This window comes from Flavobacterium sp. TSSA_36 (assembly GCF_051547165.1).
Taxonomy (GTDB): Bacteria; Bacteroidota; Bacteroidia; order Flavobacteriales; family Flavobacteriaceae; genus Flavobacterium.
Window position 1 is genome coordinate 949,802 of the sequence record NZ_JBPTTP010000001.1, and the last position, 19,337, is coordinate 969,138.

Consider the following 19,337-nt stretch of genomic DNA (forward strand, 5'->3'; position numbering starts at 1 on the left):
CGCCCTTGTTTTCTATGAAAAAAATACCTGTATTCCTTTTTTTACTGTCTTGTACTTTTGTCAATGCACAGTGGAATAAACACATTTTTAGCAAAGATCCTATTATTAACTTAGAGAACTTCCAAAAACAAAAAATTCATTTTGGTTTTTTTATGGGGTTTAATGGTTTTGATTTCAAAATAGATTACAAAGTCAATGAACCTGATGTTTTGGTCAAAAGAACTACGGGTTTTAACGTTGGTTTAGTTGCTAATTGGCGTTTACAAGAATACCTTGATCTGCGTTTTGAACCCGGGTTGTATTATACCAAACGGGATCTTTATTTTCCAAGTTCCTATTTTCCGGGCGCTGCGACTACTAGTGATCGGTTGAGAGAAGTGAATAGTACGTATATTCATTTTCCATTGTTACTCAAGTTTTCTTCGGAGCGAACAGGAAATGTACGCCCTTATTTGCTGGGAGGTGGTTCCTTAACTCTTAATTTGTCTAGCAATGCCAAATCATTAGACGATAATGCAGAAGGACGATTTAGAGTCAAATCTTGGAATCCCAATTATGAAGTAGGACTAGGTATTGATATTTTTTCTGAATACTTTATTTTTTCTCCCTCCATTCGAGGCGTTTTTGGCATCAATGATGAATTAATTCGAGATAAAGACCCAAATAGTCCATGGACGGGCACTATTGAATCGATGAAAAGCAGAGCTATTTTTATCAATTTTACCTTTCATTAAAATCAGGAATTGCGTTTGAATTCACTCAAAACAATGGCGGTGGCAGTCGCAACATTTAAACTTTCCGTTTGTTGTAAATTACCAAAACGTGGAATTGTAATGCGATGCTTTACTAAAGCTTCAATTTCAGCAGAAATCCCATTGGCTTCATTGCCCAAAACAATGATGCCTTCCTTGGGGAGTGCGGCGGTATAGAGGGAATCCCCTTCCATAAAAGTACCAAAAATGGGCAAAGAAGTAGCTTGTAAATACGTTTTCAGGTCAACATAATTCACGTTAACTCGGGCAATGGATCCCATAGTGGCTTGTACTACTTTTGGATTATAGAGGTCTACCGTTTCTTTAGTGCAAACCACTTGGCTGATGCCAAACCAATCGCATAATCTTAGAATCGTTCCCATATTACCGGGATCTCGGATGGAATCGAGTGCGACAATTAGTCCTTCTTTTAGTATTGGTTTTTCTGCTGGAATTTTGAAAACAGCCAAACAAGTATTTGGTGTAGTTAACGCGCTTATTTTTTTTAATTCACTCTCGGTTAGGAGGCTTTTTTTTGAAAAAGGAACCGTTTCGAAAGTGTCCACAGTAACGTACAAATGTTCTAATTCTAGCGTAGAATTCAATAATTCCTGAATACCTTTACTGCCTTCAACTATAAATAACTGCTGTGCATTTCTGAATTTTTTCTGATGTAAACTCGAGATAAGCTTTATTTGGTTTTTACTAACCATAAAAAAATGTACTTTTGAATTAAATTTATACCAACACTTGAAAAAGAATTCCACAAAAGTAATTGCATTTCTTCTAATTGCAATAATTATTTCGGCTTGTAATGCTGTTAAACGAGTTCCTGAAGGCAAATTTTTACTAACAAAAAATCAAATTACAGTAAATGATAAGCCGATTAAAGAACAAACGGCATTCGATCAAATGTATCAAAATCCAAACGGGACAATTGGTGGTTTTAGATTGAGATTAGCGCTTTACAACGCCGCGAATTTAAATCCTGATTCTACTTTTCAGGCTAAATTTATTAAAGATCCTAAGAAATTCGCAAGAAAATCCAAGTGGTTGTCTGCAAAACAAGTTCATCGTTTGGGAGAATCTTTTTATTACAAAGGAATTCATCAGTTTTTGAAAAAAGTAGGTGAACCTCCTGTGGTTATAGACACGGTTAAAACCCAAAAAACCGTAAATAGGTTAAATAATTACTATTTTAATAAAGGTTATTTTAACGCCAAAACCACCTATACAATCGATACGATAGGGATTAAAAAAGCTAAAATTAAATACAAAATAGCCTTGTCAAACCCGTTTATTATTGACACTATTAGTCGATCTATTGCCTCAAAAGCATTGGATTCTTTATACAAAAACGTGGAGCAAGCGAGTGTGATTCAATCGGGTAAACAATATAAAACTAGTGATTTTGAGGATGAAAAAAACAGAATCACGACCTATTTTAGAAATAACGGAGCTTATTTGTTTCAAGCCAATAATGTTTTGTTTGACATTGATACCATTGGCAAGAAAGACAAAGCCAATGTGGATCTGATAATCAAAAATTATTCCTATCAAAACAACGATTCCACTTATACAGTCCCGTTTCATTTGTATAAAATAAGCGATGTTAAAATTTTTACTGATTTTTCTCCAAAAAGCCCTCCCGAAACAGTGACAGATAGTGTAGAATACCATGATATTAAGCTTTTTAGTCATGGAAAATTGCGCTATAAACCATCAGCGATTACCGATGCAGTTTTTTTAAACAAAGGGGCTTTGTTTGCGGATAGTAAAACAGTATTGACCAATAGATCATTGAATAATTTAAAAATATTTGGATATCCCAGTATCCAATATGAGGTAGATAAAAGAGATACTACCGCACAATCGTTAATAGCCAAAATTTATCTTTCTCCTAAAAAGAAATTTAGTTTTGGTACGACCTTAGATTTTACCCATTCGAACATTCAAGATTTTGGTATAGGAGCTAGTGTTACAGAAACTATCCGGAATGTATTCAATAGAGCGGAAACTTTAGAAATTGGTTTTAGGGGTAATATCGGGTCTTCCAAGGATTTTGCTAATCCTAATGATGCTTTTTTTAATGTGACCGAGTATGGGATCAACTTAAAATTGAATTTCCCGAGAATCTTTCTTCCTTTTAATACCGATAGGATTATTCCTAAGCGGATGATCCCGTATTCTCAAATTTCGGCGGGATTTAATAAACAAAGAAACATCGGACTAGATAAAGAAAACTTTACCTCTTTAATTACGTACAATTGGAATCCAATTAAAAATAATACCGCAAGAGTCGATTTACTCAATATTCAATTTGTTCGAAATTTAAATCCGGCCAATTACTTTAATGTTTATGGATCTTCCTACAATGCGTTAAATGGCATTGCGAAGACTTTCAACACCGAGAGCAGTTATGTGGATGGGAACAAAAACCTGATTATCAATTCTGGAACCACAGGTTTTACAGATGATGTGTTGAATTTAAGAACGGCTATAAAAGTAGAAGATAAAGAATTTAAAGAAGTCTTAGGCATAGAAGAGCGAAGATTGCGTTTGACGGAAAATGATTTTATTTTGGGGACCAGTTATACTTTTACTCAATCGACCAAAAAGGACATTCAGGACAATGATTTTTATCAATTTAAATCCAAAATTGAATCGGCTGGAACATTGTTGAGTTGGATTGCAAAGGCAGCTCAATTGCAAAAAAATGCTTCGGGACATTATGAGATTTTTAATTTGCCTTATTCGGAGTATTTAAAATTTGAACTCGATTATATCAAACATTGGGATTTTTCAAAAGAGAATATTCTAGCTTTTAGAAGTTTTTTTGGGATTGCAGTTCCTTTTGGTAACGCGGATTATATTCCATTCTCTCGAAGTTATTTCTCTGGAGGGACCAATGATAATAGAGCTTGGCAACCTTATAGTTTAGGGCCGGGTAGTACGGGATCTGTATTAGATTTCAACGAGGCTAACATGAAAATCGCTTTGAGTGCAGAATACCGATTCAAGATAGTGGGTAGTGTTAAAGGAGCAATATTTGCTGATGCGGGTAATATTTGGAATGTTTTAGACGCGGTAGAAGTAGAATCAGCAAGGTTTTCTAGCTTAAAAGATTTGAGTGAAATGGCCTTGGGTACGGGTTTTGGTTTGCGTTACGATTTGAATTTTTTTGTAGTTCGTTTTGATTTGGGATTTAAAACCTATAATCCCGGAAATTCTGTAGGAAGTCGCTGGTTTAAAGACTTTAGATTTAACAAATCTGTCTTAAATTTTGGGATTAATTACCCTTTCTAAATTTTGAAATGCTTATTTTTGTGAACCTTTAAAAAAAATAATAACTTAAATTTTAACAAAATGGCACACAACATACAACCAGGAGTGGCTACAGGAGATCAAGTTCAAGAAATTTTTAGCTATGCAAAAGAAAAAGGATTTGCACTTCCAGCAGTAAACGTTACTGGTTCCAGCACAATTAATGGAGTTTTAGAAACTGCAGCAAAATTAAATGCTCCAGTAATTATCCAATTCTCTAATGGTGGAGCACAATTTAATGCAGGTAAAGGATTATCTAATGCAGGGGAGAAAGCAGCCATTGCCGGGGCTATCGCTGGGGCAAAACACATTCATGCATTGGCAGCCGCTTACGGAGCAACAGTGATTCTTCACACAGATCACTGTGCCAAAAAATTATTACCTTGGATTGACGGTTTACTAGACGCTTCAGAAGTTAATTTTGCAGCTACAGGAAAACCATTATTCTCTTCTCATATGATTGATTTGTCTGAAGAGCCAATCGAAGAAAATATCGAAATCTGTAAAGAGTATTTAGCTCGTATGAGTAAAATGGGTATGACTTTAGAAATCGAACTTGGTATCACAGGTGGAGAGGAAGATGGAGTAGACAACTCGGATGTAGATAGCTCTAAATTATATACACAGCCTTCTGAAGTAGCTTACGCTTACGAAGAATTATCAAAAGTAAGTCCTCGTTTTACTATTGCAGCTTCTTTTGGAAATGTTCACGGGGTATACAAACCAGGAAATGTGAAATTGACTCCAAAAATCTTGAAAAATTCTCAAGAGTATGTTCAAGAAAAATTCAATACAGGTGCTAACCCAGTAGATTTCGTTTTCCACGGTGGATCAGGTTCTACTCTAGAGGAAATTAGAGAAGCTATTGGATACGGAGTGGTTAAAATGAACATTGATACTGATTTACAATTTGCTTATACAGAAGGGATCCGTGACTATATGGTGAAAAATATTGAGTACTTAAAAACTCAAATTGGTAATCCTGAAGGAGCTGATGTACCTAACAAAAAATTCTACGATCCTAGAAGATGGGTTAGAGAAAGTGAAGTAACCTTCAATACAAGATTAGCACAATCTTTTGCTGATTTGAACAACGTGAATACCCTTTAATTAGGAAATAAATAAAAGTTGTATCGTTTCTAGAATAAAAACTATGAAATGTTACAACTTTTTTTATTGCTTTTTTTTTATAGTTTTGTACGCTCAACACTGAATACTTAATAAATGGCTTGGTTTAAAAGAAAAGAAAAAGGAATTACTACGGCTACCGAGGACAAAATGGATGTTCCCAAAGGGCTTTGGTACAAATCGCCTACCGGAAAAATTATTGACGCCGATGAATTAGCACGTAACTTGTTTGTAAGTCCTGAAGATGATTTTCATGTACGAATTGGAAGTGCTACTTATTTCGAAATTTTATTCGACAATAATGAATTTGTAGAGTTGGATAAAAACATGACCTCAAAAGACCCATTGCATTTTGAAGATACCAAAAAGTATGCGGATCGATTGAAAGAAGTGATGTCCAAAACACAATTAAAAGACGCCGTTCGCACAGGAGTTGGAAAATCTAAAGGAAAAGACCTTGTGGTTTGTGCTATGGATTTCGCATTTATCGGAGGTTCTATGGGAGCTGTTGTAGGAGAAAAAATTGCTAGAGGGATTGATCATGCCATCAAAAATAAATTGCCTTTTGTGATGATTTCAAAATCTGGAGGTGCCCGTATGATGGAAGCAGCCTATTCTTTGATGCAATTAGCTAAAACTTCGGTAAAATTAGCGCAATTGGCAGAAGCCGGTTTGCCATATATCTCTCTTTGTACAGATCCTACCACGGGAGGTACCACTGCTTCTTATGCCATGTTGGGAGACATCAACATCTCTGAACCCGGTGCATTAATTGGTTTTGCGGGACCACGTGTGGTTAGAGATACCACAGGAAAAGATTTACCCGAAGGTTTTCAAACTGCTGAATTTCTTTTAGAACATGGTTTCTTAGACTTTATTACGCCAAGAAAAGAGCTGAAGGACAGAATTAACTTGTATATCGATTTGATTCAAAATAACGAGATACGATAAGTTTTTATCATTTAAAATACAAAATCCCAAGATTCTTTTCTTGGGATTTTTTTTGTTTATTCTGTAACGATACAGACATTAAAAAAGAAAACGATGAGGTAAAAGCGATGTTTTGTTGTGTAAAAATCTACATTCCAGTACGAATAGCCTCTACAGGATCTAGATTAGCAGCGGATATCGCGGGTAAAATGCCCGAGAGTAAACCAATGAATGCTGCTAGACTAGTGCCTAAAAGGATGTTTCCAAATCCTAAAACAAATTCAAAATCCAAGGCATTAGTGAGTACCATAGCAATGATCCACACCAACAACAACCCGATAACACCTCCAATTAAAGAAAGTATAATCGCTTCAAACAAAAATTGAAACAAAATAAAACGATTCTTTGCGCCCAATGATTTTTGAATTCCGATTAAATTGGTGCGTTCTTTTACCGAGACAAACATGATATTGGCAATACCAAAACCACCCACCAACAAAGAAAATCCGCTAATGATCCATCCTACCACATTCATTTGTCCAATGATACCATCAATAAAATCCGTAAATCCGGAAAACACATTGATGAAAAAATTATCAATTTCGCCTGCTTTTAACCCTCGATACGCTCTAAGTTTTTGGGTGATTTCGCCCTTATAAGCGTCCATGTCTACTCCTTTTTCGGGTTTGAATATGATCACATTCGTTAAGCCATCATTGTTGTCACCAAACAGTTGACGTACAAAATTCACCGGAATAAATGCGGATGTATCGTCATCATCAAAAATCCCAGAACCTTTTTTCTTTAAAACTCCAATTACTGTAAATCTTTTACCATAAAGTCGTACTGTTTTTCCCAAAGCATCGCTGCCCTCAAAAAGTGATGCGGCTACTTCATCTCCTAAAACAATTACAGAGGCACCGGAATTGGCCTCGGACTCTGTATAAAATCGACCTTGTTCAAATTCCAATCCTTGAATATCTATAAATTCATGGGAAACAGGTACGATATTCACATCACTGACTGTTTTAGATTCGTATTTAATGGCTTCTCTTTTGGTAAAAATTTGATAGCCCATTTGCTCAGTATTAGTCATTACCCCTTTCATGTAGCTGTATTCATCATACTTAACATTAGGAAATTGCTCTCTTTTCCATTGCGGAATTTCCGTAGGACCAAAGGAAAATTTCATTAAATAAATGGTATTTTTATCCAAACTACTCAAATCTTTAGAAATTTTGCGATCCAAAGAATCTACAGCGGCCAAAACAGCGATAATGGAGAAAATACCAATGGTGACCCCAAGTAAGGAAAGTAAAGTCCTAAGTTTATTGGCCAATAAGGCATTGGTAGCAAAGCGAAAACTTTCTTTCAATAATCGTAGATAAACCAGCATATTTTTTGAATTGAATTAAGGTAAAAATGAATTTGAAGAATCTTTCAAAATACTATTTTAATAGGTACGAATTTAATTAAAAATGTTACATAAATTCCCTAGATTTTATTTGTAAAAATTAACTATTTTTGCGCTTTCAAAAAACTACTACACATGAACACTACTAAAAAAATTCAATCCGCATTAATTTCTGTATTTTCTAAAGACGGATTAGAGCCGATTGTTAGAAAATTACACGAACAAAATGTTGTTTTCTATTCGACGGGAGGAACGGAAGATTTTATAAAAAATCTTGGAATTCCAGTAATTCCAGTGGAAGACGTTACTTCTTATCCTTCTATACTTGGAGGAAGAGTAAAAACTTTGCATCCTAAAGTGTTTGGAGGGATTTTGAATCGTCAAGATCATGAAGGTGATGTGCAACAAATGCAAGAATATGATATTCCTCAAATAGATTTAGTAATTGTTGATTTGTATCCTTTTGAAAAAACGGTAGCTTCTGGGGCTAGTGAGGCAGATATTATAGAAAAAATTGATATTGGTGGAATTTCATTGATCCGTGCAGGGGCTAAAAATTTCAAAGACACTGTAATTGTTTCTTCTATGGATCAATATGGTATGTTTTTGGATATGATTACCAATCAGAATGGCGCGACAACTTTAGAAGACAGAAAATTATTAGCGACTAAGGCTTTTCATGTTTCCTCTCATTATGATGGAGCTATTTTCAATTATTTCAATACCGATGAAACAATATATAAAGCAAGTATTGCGGATGGTCAAGTATTGCGTTATGGAGAAAACCCACATCAAAAAGGATTTTTCTTCGGAGATTTTGAGGCGATGTTTACCAAAGTTCACGGAAAAGAATTGTCTTACAACAATTTGTTAGATGTGGATGCTGCTGTAAACTTAATCAACGAGTTTAAAACGGACGGACCTACTTTTGCTATTTTAAAACACAATAACGCTTGTGGTTTGGCTACCAGAGCTACTATTAGTGAGGCCTATGATGCGGCTTTGGCTTGTGATCCTACTTCTGCCTTTGGTGGGGTGTTGATTTCGAATACTCCTATTGATTTGGCTACGGCCTCTGAAATCACAAAATTATTCTGTGAAGTGGTTATTGCGCCAGCATATGAGCCAGAAGCTTTGGTAATTTTACAAGAGAAGAAAAACAGAATTATTCTAGTTCAAAACGAAGTAAGCTTGCCTACAAGACAAGTGCGTACCTGTTTGAATGGATTATTGATACAAGATCGTAATGATATTACCGATAAAGCAGAAGATTTAAAAACAGTTACTCTTACTGCACCTACTGCACAAGAAGTAAAAGATTTAATATTTGCCTCTAAAGTGTGTAAAAATACGAAATCCAATACCATTGTATTCGCTAAAAACGGCACGCTTATTGCTTCAGGTACAGGCCAAACTTCTAGGGTTGATGCCTTGATGCAAGCGGTTGAAAAGGCCAAAGCCTTCGGGTTTAGTTTAGAAGGAGCTTCCATGGCGAGTGATGCTTTCTTCCCTTTTCCAGACTGTGTAGAATTAGCCAAAAACGCTGGGATTACGGCAGTGATTCAACCCGGAGGTTCAATCAAAGACGAGTTGAGTATTAACTATTGCAACGAGAATAATCTTGCCATGGTATTTACTGGAACCCGTCATTTCAAACATTAATTTGTTTAACTTTGTTATTTAATTTTTACAATACATAAAAACGTATGGGATTTTTTGATTTCATGACTGAGGATATCGCGATAGACCTTGGTACCGCAAACACTTTAATCATTCATAACGATAAAGTAGTTATTGATAGTCCGTCGATTGTGGCTCGAGATAGGATATCAGGCAAAATTATTGCTGTGGGAAAAGAGGCCAATATGATGCAAGGGAAAACGCATGAAAACATCAAAACAATTCGACCATTGAAAGATGGTGTAATTGCTGATTTTGATGCGTCAGAGAAAATGATTAGCATGTTCATCAAAAGTATTCCTGCGCTTAATAAAAAAATGTTCACGCCAGCACTGCGCATGATTGTTTGTATTCCTTCTGGAATTACTGAGGTAGAAATGCGTGCCGTAAAAGAATCTTGTGAACGCGTAAACGGAAAAGAAGTATATCTAATTCACGAACCAATGGCAGCCGCTATAGGTATTGGTATCGATATCATGCAGCCCAAAGGAAACATGATTGTAGATATTGGTGGAGGAACTACTGAAATTGCGGTCATTGCATTAGGGGGAATCGTTTGTGATAAATCCGTTAAAATTGCAGGTGACGTGTTTACTAATGATATTGTGTATTATATGCGTACGCAACACAATTTATTTGTGGGAGAAAGTACCGCAGAAAAAATAAAAATCCAAATTGGAGCTGCCGTAGAAGATCTAGAAACACCTCCTGAGGATATGTCAGTACAAGGACGTGATTTATTGACGGGAAAACCAAAGCAAGTAGAAGTTTCTTATCGCGAAATTGCAAAAGCGTTGGACAAATCGATTCAACGTATTGAAGATGCAGTGATGGAAACGCTTTCTCAAACTCCGCCAGAATTAGCCGCAGATATTTACAACACTGGAATTTATTTAGCCGGTGGAGGATCTATGTTGAGAGGATTGGATAAACGAATTTCTCAAAAAACGGATTTGCCAGTGTATATCGCTGAGGATCCTTTAAGAGCAGTTGTTCGTGGGACCGGAATGGCTTTAAAAAATATTACCAAGTTTAAAAGCATCTTAATCAAATAAGATGCTAATCCAATAAATAGGACTTGTTTTTAGCTTCTAATCACTTAATTTTTTTATCTCAAAATGCAGCAAATATTTAATTTTATATCAAGAAATAGTTATAGATTACTGTTCTTGCTGCTTTTGGGAATTTCATTAACGCTGACGATTCAGTTTCACTCCTTTCATCGAAGTAAAATGATTAGTTCCGCTAATGTAATCAGCGGTAATGTGTACCAAGAGGTGAATAATGCTAAAGAATACCTACACCTACGAAAAGAAAATGATGACTTGGCACTAGAAAATGCAATGCTGAGAAGTCTACTTTTTCAAGTGAAAGATTCCTCATTTATGACCCGATTAGACTCCATAAAGGGTGTGAAGCCCTCGGATATAGTGGTGGCAAAAGTGATCAAAAACTCCTATAGTGTTTATGAAAATTATCTTACGTTGAACGCAGGACAAAAAGAGGGCGTAAAACCTGATATGGGTGTAATCAATAGTAAAGGAATTATAGGTATCATTGATGACACTTCTGAAAATTATGCCACTGTGGCGAGTATCTTGAATAAAAAATCGAGAATCAATGCTAAAATAAAAAAATCGAATCATTTTGGTTCTTTGGTATGGAATGGAAAAAGTACCGGTTTTGTGCAGTTGATTGATGTGCCAAGACTTGCAAATATTCATAAAGGGGATACCGTGGTTACAGGAGGACAATCTGTAATTTTTCCGGAAAATATTAATATTGGTACTATTCATAAAGTTTTTAGGGATAAAGACAATCAAACGAATTTCTATACTTTGGAAATTAAATTATTTAATGATATGACCAACTTAGGTCATGTATACATCCTCAAGAACAAAGGAAGCGAAGAAATGAAACAACTCGAAAACCAAAGAAAAAAAGATGAATAGTACATTGATAGTCAATATCTTTCGTTTTTTGTTATTGTTGGCAATACAAGTTATTGTTTTTAATAATATGAATTTCTACGGTTACATCAGCCCGTTTCCTTACATCCTTTTTATTATTCTGTATCCTGTTAACGGAAACAAAGCGACGTTATTAGTTGCTAGTTTTCTCTTAGGGTTATTATTGGATATGTTTTCTAATTCAGGAGGAGTACATGCTACATCATGTTTGGTGTTAGCTTATTTTAGACCTTGGATTTTTAAATTTTCTTTCGGATTAAGTTATGAATATCAAACGGTAAGGCTCAACGATGTACTGACACCTGAACGCTTCTCTTTTCTGTTGATCGCTACCATTACCCATCATTTGGTATTATTTACCCTTGAAGCGTTCGAGTTTAGTTTTATATTTGATGTGCTTTTACGTACTATTTTGAGTTCGGTATTTACGTTGTTATTAGTGATTATCATCATCTATCTTGTTAAGCCAAATAAACGATGAGAAAAATTTTATTGCCAACCCTGATAATAATTGGAGCGACTTTGCTTTTAATTCGGATTTTTTATCTTCAAATTATTGATGATACTTTCAAACTGAAATCAGAAAATAATGCGATAAAAATAAAGTACGATTATCCAGAACGAGGTTATATTTACGACAGATTCGGAAAACTCATGGTGGCCAATCAAGCGTCGTATGATATTATGGTAATTCCCCGTGAAGTTAAGAAAATGGATACGCTGGAGTTTTGTAAACTCTTGAATATTGACAAAGCTGATTTTATTAAGAATATCGAAAAAGCAAAGGTGTATAGTCCAAGACTTCCTTCGGTTTTTTTAGCCCAATTGAATAAATTAGAATTTGCCGCTTTCCAGGAAAAAATACGTAATTATGAGGGGTTTTATTTTCAAAAACGATCACTTAGAGATTATGAAGTGGATTATGGGGCCAATATTTTCGGATTCATCACCCAAGTAAATGAGAATATAATAAAGAAAAATCCATACTATAAAAGTGGGGATTTGATCGGACGACAGGGGGTGGAGGAGAGTTATGAAGAAATTTTAAGAGGCGTAAAAGGGGTTACTTATATTCAAAAAGACAAATACAATCGAGAGATTGGTTCGTATAAAGAAGGGCGATTTGATACCATTGCTGAGCCAGGAAAAGACATTACACTTACCATAGATGCCGAAATTCAAAAATACGGGGAACAATTAATGGTGAACAAGCGCGGTGGAATTGTAGCCATTGAACCCAAATCAGGTGAAATTTTAGCGTTAATCACGGCTCCGTCTTACGATCCGGGTATATTAGTAGGACGTCAGCGTTCTAAAAATTACACAAAATTATATCATGATTCTATCGCAAAACCATTATATGATAGGGGTTTATTAGCGGAATATCCTCCAGGTTCTCCTTTTAAAATTCTGACAGGTTTAGTGGCTTTGCAAGAAAATGTGATTGATGAAAATACCTCCGTAGCCTGTCATCATGGCTTTAGCTATGCTAGAGGGCGATTCATGCGTTGTCACTGTCGTGGTGGTATGTTGCAATTGCATAGAGGGATTTACGAATCTTGTAATGCTTTTTTTGGGACCGCTTATATGCGAACCATCAATAAATACGCAAAACCTAGTTATGCGGTAGATGTTTGGAGTAATCATGTCAAAAGTTTTGGTTTAGGTCAATTCATGGGGTATGATTTACCTACTGGAAGGAAAGGTAAAATCCCTACTTCAGCTACTTATAAGCGCATGTATCCGAATGGAGGTTGGAGAAGTACAGCAATTGTTTCTAATGCAATTGGTCAAGGAGAAGTATTGATGACGCCCATCCAATTGGCAAATATGATGGCGACTATTGCCAATGAAGGCTACTATTACACGCCTCACATCATTAAAAAAATTGCAGATACTCCTATTGATAAAAAGTTTACCACTAAGCATGTTACCACTATAGACAAAAGTCATTTCAAGCCAATTATCAGTGGATTATTTGATGTGTATAATATGGGTACGGCAGCTGGACTAAGAGTGGAGGGAATTGATATTTGTGGTAAGACAGGAACGGCTGAAAACTTTGCCAAAATTGGTGGGAAACGTACACAATTGAAAGACCACTCTATATTTGTAGCTTTTGCACCGAAAGACAATCCAAAAATTGCCATTGCGATCATGATTGAAAATGGTGGTTTTGGATCAACCATAGCCGGGCCAATAGCTAGTTTGATGATTGAAAAGTATTTGAAGAAAAAAATAACTAGAACTGATCTAGAGACAAGAGTACTTAATATTAGTCTTCAAGGACAATATGCCAAATTAGGTGGTTTGAATGAAGATGTTAAAAGAGAATTACGCATTAAAGATTCTATTGCGCAATTGAAATTGAAAAAATTGAATCCTGTACCTTTGCCCCTAGTGAAAAAAGACAGTACCAAAAAAAACTAAATTAGTAGTCATAAAATGAAAAACCAAAGTGTAACCAGTAACATCGATTGGATTTGTGTCATCATCTATATGCTACTAGTGGTTTTAGGATGGTTGAACATCTACTCCTCTTCATTATCCTCGGAAGAGGGAACTGCGGACAAACAGTTGTTGTTTATTTTATTTTCCATCCCTTTGATTTTTACCGTATTGTCTGTGGATGGAAAGTTCTACGAAAAATACGCTTCCATTATATTTGTGGTTGCTTTAGTTTCTTTGCTGGGCTTGTTTGCTTTTGGTAAAACGATTGCTGGACAAAGATGTTGGTATGGGATTGGTGGTTTTACTTTGCAACCCTCTGAGTTTGCCAAGGCTGCTACTGCTTTGGCTTTGGCTAAATATTTAAGCGATCCTTTGATAAATTTAAAAGAGGTAAATCGGCAAGTTCAAGCTTTGGCCATTGTTTGCTTACCTATTTTATTGATTTTGCCTCAGCCTGATCCAGGAAGTGCGTTAGTTTTTACGATTTTTTTTATTGTACTTTATAGAGAGGGTTTGCCAGGATGGTATATCTGGACTGGTTTTTCTTTAATTTTTCTTTTTGTTCTCACTTTGGTTTTAGAACCTTATGTAGTGATTTTAATCGCGGCAGTGGTTTTGTTAGCCATACATTTTAAATCGCGTTTAGCCGAGAGAAATGTGCTTAGGAGTTTCATTTTTTTAGCGCTTATTACAGGATTTGTATTCTCTGTGAGTTATGTTTTTGATCATGTTTTTAAACAACATCATAGGGACCGATTTAATATTTTATTGGGGAAAGCCGTGGATATGAAAGGGATAGGATACAATACCAATCAATCTGAAATCGCTATTGGTTCTGGAGGTTGGATTGGTAAAGGTTTCTTAGAAGGAACACAAACGAAAGGTGGATTTGTACCCGAGCAGCACACGGATTATATTTTTACGACTGTAGGTGAGGAATGGGGTTTTTTGGGAGCTACCGTAGTAATTGGTTTGTTTGTTATTCTTTTATTGCGAATTATTTATTTAGCAGAAAGACAAAAAACCAAATTTAGTAGGGTTTATGGTTATTCGGTAGCGGCGATTATTTTTCTCCATTTCTTTGTTAATATTGCCATGGTGGCGGGAATCTTCCCTACTATCGGTATACCGTTGCCTTTTTTCTCTTATGGTGGTTCAGGACTTTGGGCCTTTACCATTTTATTATTTATTTTTATAAAAATGGATGCCAATAAAGTAAATGAGTGGTAGTTACTTAAAACTCCAAGATTTGTAATCGCTGTTTTTTTCTAATTGTTTTTCAATATCGTCGGGTAATTGTGGAAAAAAATCAAGCCCTGTCAATTTTTCTATTTGATCTACAGCAACTACAAAATCATACAGCGGTTTGTTACTTGCAGCATTTGGGATTAAAAAAGCAATCATTCGGTAGTTAGTCTCGTTTTCGTCTAAAATTATTTTGTAGAAATACTTTGGAACGGCTACCCTTTCGGTTCCAATAGTTTTCAAATTTGGTTGTAAAATGCCAGCAGTAACCACATAAACACCATCGTATTTTTGCGCCCAATATCTTGTTTTTTCTTCTAATCTGTTCCATACCCCGCTATTAAATTCATGGTTTTGAGGTGAAATATTTGACGTCAAAAAAGTACTTTCATAGGCTTTTTTACTGAATTCTCGATCGGCTGCTGGACACAAATGTCCTTTGTCATAGCCAGAGTTTTTATAATTTCTCCAGTCTGCTGAGCCAGTGCTAACTTTAGCGTCTTGTATGAAGTAGGGTCTTTTTAAATTTGCGTTAAGCACTTCTGATTTTTTTAGTTCATAAGCCACCCATTCCGCTTGTTCGTATTTTTCATTATAAGACAAGCAGTAGAATTCGTGTGTAATTATTGCCTTTGTAGTAGAGGTGGGGAGGAATTCCTGGATGTTTTTTTTAGGAATTCTTGAGGGGACGAAAGCTAGGCTAGCGGCTTTTTTTTGCTTGATATCAGTTGTCTTTGCGTTTTTATTTTCGGGATTTACCAAAAAAACAAAAGCTGGAAACAGGAAAAAAAGAAAGGATAATTTCATAGGATTTATAAAAAAAACGACCCAAAAACAAGAGTGTTTTGAGTCGTTTGTTGTTACGCTATTTCATTAAGATTTTGCAAGCTTGCCTTTTAAATTTTTGGTAGGAATTGCTTTTACAACGTTTTTGGTTTGTAAATCGTCCAAAACATTAAGCGCTTCTTCTACATAGATATCTTTTGACAGGCTCTCGTGCCATCTTTCTCTTTTCTCTTTTAAAGTGGGATCTTTAACATATTCATCCGACTCGTAAGGTAATGAAGTGAATTTCAGGGCGCTTTTATAATCATAAATTGGTTTGTATTTTTTAGCCGTTTCTTCTACCTTATTTTGATCTGATTTAAAGGTATCGATGTTTAGGCTATAAACATTGTCATTACTTTTGCTGTCAATCCATTTGGCGTTTTCTTCAATTAATTTAAATTGTGGATTAGCTGCTATTCTTGCCTTGCTGTTAGCTATGGCTTTCTCAAAATTTTGTGTTACTTTCCATGGAGTATAAGGTGCAGCATCAATTTTGTCCCAAGCCATCGCATTGTCTACATCGCGTTCTCCCATTTTAAGGTATGCATAACGATCTGGCATTACGACATCACTACTCACCCCTTCTCGCTGCGTAGACCCGCCATTAATTCTATAAAATTTTTGGGTAGTAATTTTTAAGGCACCTAAATCACCTACAGAACTATTTCTAACAAATTGATTTAAATCATGTACATTTTGAACCGTACCTTTGCCATAGGTTTGTTTACTTCCTATGATAATGCCACGTTTGTAATCTTGTATCGCCGCTGCTAAAATTTCAGAGGCCGAAGCTGAAAAGCTATTGACCATAATTACAAGAGGGCCATCCCATTCTATCTTTGGATCCGTATCGTAAAGAACTTCTTTTTTCTTACCAGCTGATTTTACTTGAACAATAGGCCCTTCATGAATGAATAATCCAGCAATATCTACTACTGTAGAAAGGGATCCACCGCCATCATCTCTAACATCCAAAACAATTCCATTTACTTTAGCTTGTTTTAAGCGTTCTACTTCAAGGGCGATGTCTTTGCCTGCATCACGGCCATCTCTATTTTCGAAATCAATATAAAATTTGGGTAAGTAGATGACTCCATATTTTAGACCTTCTTTTTCAACGACGCTTGATTTTGCATAAGTCTCTTCAATTTCGACTACATCTCTAACAATCGAAATGTTTTTGATGGTTCCGTCTACTTTTTTTACGGTTAATCGAACTATAGTTCCCTTTGGTCCTTTGATTTTTTTAACCACATCATCCAAACGCATACCTACTACGTCTACGGGTTCGGAACTAGCTTGTCCCACTTTCAAGATAAGGTCTCCTGCTTCTAGTTGGCGACCTCTCCACGCGGGTCCACCCGAAATTAGTTCGCTGATTTCAGTGAAGTCATTTTTCTTTTGCAAACGTGCACCAATTCCTTCCAGTTTTCCGCTCATACTTACATCAAAACGCTCTTTTTCCTCGGGTGCAAAATAGCTGGTATGTGGGTCAAAGCGCGTCATAATAGAGTTAATGTACACTGTAAACCAGTCGTCGCGTGTTAACTCTTTTATAAAACCAAAAGACTCATCTAATGATTTGCCAATGTTAGCTCTGCTTTCTACCTCTAACTCTGCAAAAGTTTTGTTTTTTACATTTTTATCGATTTTCGAGTTGGCATCCATGCCTAATTCTGCACTTAACTCGCTTGTTTTAGTTTTCTCTGGTACTTCTGGAGTTTGTTTATCTTTGCTGGTATCCCCTGATTTTTCTTTGCTTTCTTGTACACGTAAGCGTTCAGTAATTGAAGATAAAGCGGATAATTTCATTTGTTTACGCCATCTTTCTACCAATTCTTTGTTGTTTTTGGCATAGGGCATTTTTTCATAATCAGTATTGAAACTTTCTTCTAATGTAAAATCATTCGGCGTAGCCAATAATGTTTTATAAATTTTCTTGCTTTCTTCCATTCTCAGCATCAAACGAGAATAGGTTAACTCAAAAAATGTCAATTCTTTGTTGTTGATTTGTTCGTCTAAATCCAATTCATATTTAGCGAATTCGTCAATATCTGATTGTAAGAAAAAACGTTTGGAGGGGTCTAAGGCCAAGATATAATCTTTGTAGACGCCTTTTGAGAATTCATCATCAACCACAGCGGGATCATAATGTCCTTTTTCGATTACAAAGGACAGTAATTCAAGTAAGAGACGATCTTTCTCAGGATCATCGGCGTTCACTTTAGAACCATTTATTTTAAATGCGAATAAGGCTCCTGACAAGCACAATACGGCAAGTATAATTTTAAAATTCTTTTTCATATAAGTAATAATTGCATTCATGAACTGAAAGTCTGATTGGTGTAAAGATAAAACCAAGAAACCTTGGCACACTATAAATTTTTGTTAAAGATATAAAAATGTTGATACGATTTTATTTTTACAAAAAAAGTTAACTAAAAAAGGATTTCGAGTTATTTTAAGAAGTTCGTTGGTATATTTGTGTTTCCTAAAAATTTACCCATGACTTCAAAAAAACCGCTAATCTTGGTCACTAACGATGATGGAATTACGGCTCCAGGCATACAAGCACTCATAAGTGTGATGACACAAATTGGAAATGTAATAGTTGTAGCACCCGACAAACCTCAAAGTGCCATGGGGCATGCCATCACCATAAATAGTACCCTTTATTTGAATAAAATTTCGAAAGAAGGCGATGCTGTAACGCAATATAGTTGTTCAGGGACACCTGTAGATTGTGTAAAAATGGCGACCAATGAAATCCTAAAACAAAAACCTGATTTATGTGTTTCCGGGATTAATCATGGGTCCAATGCTTCTATTAATGTGATTTATTCTGGAACGATGAGTGCGGCTGTTGAAGCAGGTATTGAGGGAATTCCGGCCATTGGTTTTTCGTTATTGGATTATAATTGGGAGGCGGATTTTAATCCAATACTGCCTTTTGTAAAGAAAATTGCAGTCGAAACGCTAGAAAAGGGCCTTCCTGAAGGAGTAATTTTGAATGTGAATTTTCCAAAATTGCCTCAGAAAGAGATCAAAGGCATTAAAATTTGTCGTCAAGCCCGTGCGCAATGGGTAGAGAAATTTGATAAAAGAACCAATCCTTTCGGCAAAGATTATTATTGGTTAAGTGGTGAATTTGTCAACCAAGATAAAGGGGAGGATACTGATGAATGGGCATTAGCTCAAGGCTATGTTTCTGTGGTGCCTGTTCAATTTGATTTGACGGCTCATCACGCGATGCAACAACTTAATACTTGGCATTGGAATGAATAAAACGGATTTATTTTTGGGTTTAGTCTTGGGCTTGTTGGTCGCTTTGCTGGGATGTTTTTTATTCATTACTTTTTTTACCGACTATGATTTTGGTACAGGTGTAGCTTTTCTAAAAGCTCAAGGTTTTTTGGGTAAATTAATCGCCGTTGGGTCTTTGCTTGACTTAGCGCTTTTTGGGGTATTACTCAAAATGAATAAAGAGTTGATGGCAAGAGGTGTGGTTTTTTCTGTGCTCCTTTTAGCATTACTTTCACTCTTTTATTTGTAGTATAAAAGCTGGATTTGTATTTTCTAAATTCTTAGTATTAATAGGTTTAGTATTTCAAAATA

General features: G+C 35.7%; 16 protein-coding genes. 12 read left to right on the top strand and 4 right to left on the bottom strand.

What is annotated here, in order from left to right:
* Positions 1-14: 14 nt before the first annotated feature.
* The gene (locus tag ACSVH7_RS04010) at positions 15-734 is read left to right on the top strand and encodes a porin family protein (protein WP_438065393.1); all 720 of its coding nucleotides are present in this window, start codon (positions 15-17) and stop codon (positions 732-734) included.
* A gap of 2 nt (positions 735-736) precedes the next feature.
* Here the strand turns inward: ACSVH7_RS04010 and ACSVH7_RS04015 are convergent, their stop codons facing one another.
* The gene (locus ACSVH7_RS04015) at positions 737-1,465 is read right to left on the bottom strand and encodes a TrmH family RNA methyltransferase (protein WP_438065394.1); all 729 of its coding nucleotides are present in this window, start codon (positions 1,463-1,465) and stop codon (positions 737-739) included.
* Between the two features lie 37 nt (positions 1,466-1,502).
* Between ACSVH7_RS04015 and ACSVH7_RS04020 the strand changes: the two genes are divergently transcribed.
* From ACSVH7_RS04020 to accD, 3 genes are all read left to right on the top strand, one after another.
* Positions 1,503-4,058 carry a BamA/TamA family outer membrane protein gene (locus ACSVH7_RS04020; RefSeq protein ID WP_438065395.1) on the top strand — a complete coding sequence of 852 codons (2,556 nt, stop codon included), beginning with the start codon at positions 1,503-1,505 and terminating at the stop codon, positions 4,056-4,058.
* A 60-nt stretch (positions 4,059-4,118) separates the two neighbouring features.
* The gene (gene fbaA, locus ACSVH7_RS04025) at positions 4,119-5,186 is read left to right on the top strand and encodes a class II fructose-bisphosphate aldolase (protein ID WP_438065396.1); all 1,068 of its coding nucleotides are present in this window, start codon (positions 4,119-4,121) and stop codon (positions 5,184-5,186) included.
* A 114-nt stretch (positions 5,187-5,300) separates the two neighbouring features.
* Positions 5,301-6,155, top strand: coding sequence for an acetyl-CoA carboxylase, carboxyltransferase subunit beta (gene accD, locus ACSVH7_RS04030; RefSeq protein ID WP_438065397.1), 855 nt, complete (start codon positions 5,301-5,303; stop codon positions 6,153-6,155).
* 127 nt (positions 6,156-6,282) lie between these two features.
* On the opposite strand, the gene ACSVH7_RS04035 is transcribed toward accD, so the two are convergent.
* Entirely contained in the window at positions 6,283-7,530 is a 1,248-nt protein-coding gene (locus ACSVH7_RS04035) for an ABC transporter permease (protein ID WP_438065398.1), read from the bottom strand.
* A gap of 153 nt (positions 7,531-7,683) precedes the next feature.
* Between ACSVH7_RS04035 and purH the strand changes: the two genes are divergently transcribed.
* From purH to rodA, 6 genes are all read left to right on the top strand, one after another.
* Positions 7,684-9,210 carry a bifunctional phosphoribosylaminoimidazolecarboxamide formyltransferase/IMP cyclohydrolase gene (gene purH, locus ACSVH7_RS04040; RefSeq protein WP_438065399.1) on the top strand — a complete coding sequence of 509 codons (1,527 nt, stop codon included), beginning with the start codon at positions 7,684-7,686 and terminating at the stop codon, positions 9,208-9,210.
* Between the two features lie 44 nt (positions 9,211-9,254).
* On the top strand, positions 9,255-10,283 hold the full coding sequence (locus ACSVH7_RS04045) for a rod shape-determining protein (RefSeq protein WP_024980316.1): 1,029 nt from the start codon (positions 9,255-9,257) through the stop codon (positions 10,281-10,283).
* Between the two features lie 63 nt (positions 10,284-10,346).
* Positions 10,347-11,180, top strand: a complete 834-nt coding sequence (gene mreC / locus ACSVH7_RS04050; RefSeq protein ID WP_438065400.1) for a rod shape-determining protein MreC — start codon at positions 10,347-10,349, stop codon at positions 11,178-11,180.
* Positions 11,173-11,679, top strand: a complete 507-nt coding sequence (gene mreD / locus ACSVH7_RS04055) for a rod shape-determining protein MreD (RefSeq protein ID WP_438065401.1) — start codon at positions 11,173-11,175, stop codon at positions 11,677-11,679. The genes mreC and mreD overlap by 8 nt, the downstream gene beginning before the upstream one ends.
* Positions 11,676-13,628, top strand: coding sequence for a penicillin-binding protein 2 (gene mrdA, locus ACSVH7_RS04060; RefSeq protein ID WP_438065402.1), 1,953 nt, complete (start codon positions 11,676-11,678; stop codon positions 13,626-13,628). Before mreD ends, mrdA begins: the two co-directional genes overlap by 4 nt.
* Before the next feature lie 15 nt (positions 13,629-13,643).
* Positions 13,644-14,879, top strand: a complete 1,236-nt coding sequence (gene rodA / locus ACSVH7_RS04065) for a rod shape-determining protein RodA (protein WP_438065403.1) — start codon at positions 13,644-13,646, stop codon at positions 14,877-14,879.
* Here rodA and ACSVH7_RS04070 read toward each other — a convergent pair whose 3' ends face one another.
* Both ACSVH7_RS04070 and ACSVH7_RS04075 read right to left on the bottom strand, forming a co-directional pair.
* On the bottom strand, positions 14,880-15,701 hold the full coding sequence (locus tag ACSVH7_RS04070) for a DNA/RNA non-specific endonuclease (RefSeq protein WP_438065404.1): 822 nt from the start codon (positions 15,699-15,701) through the stop codon (positions 14,880-14,882).
* 66 nt (positions 15,702-15,767) lie between these two features.
* Positions 15,768-18,047 (bottom strand): carboxy terminal-processing peptidase, encoded by a 2,280-nt coding sequence (locus tag ACSVH7_RS04075; RefSeq protein ID WP_438065405.1) that lies wholly within the window; start codon positions 18,045-18,047, stop codon positions 15,768-15,770.
* Between the two features lie 180 nt (positions 18,048-18,227).
* Between ACSVH7_RS04075 and surE the strand changes: the two genes are divergently transcribed.
* Positions 18,228-19,007 (top strand): 5'/3'-nucleotidase SurE, encoded by a 780-nt coding sequence (gene surE, locus ACSVH7_RS04080; protein ID WP_438065406.1) that lies wholly within the window; start codon positions 18,228-18,230, stop codon positions 19,005-19,007.
* Complete coding sequence (locus ACSVH7_RS04085) at positions 19,000-19,275, top strand: hypothetical protein (protein ID WP_438065407.1); 276 nt, start codon at positions 19,000-19,002, stop codon at positions 19,273-19,275. The genes surE and ACSVH7_RS04085 overlap by 8 nt, the downstream gene beginning before the upstream one ends.
* Positions 19,276-19,337 lie beyond the last annotated feature (62 nt).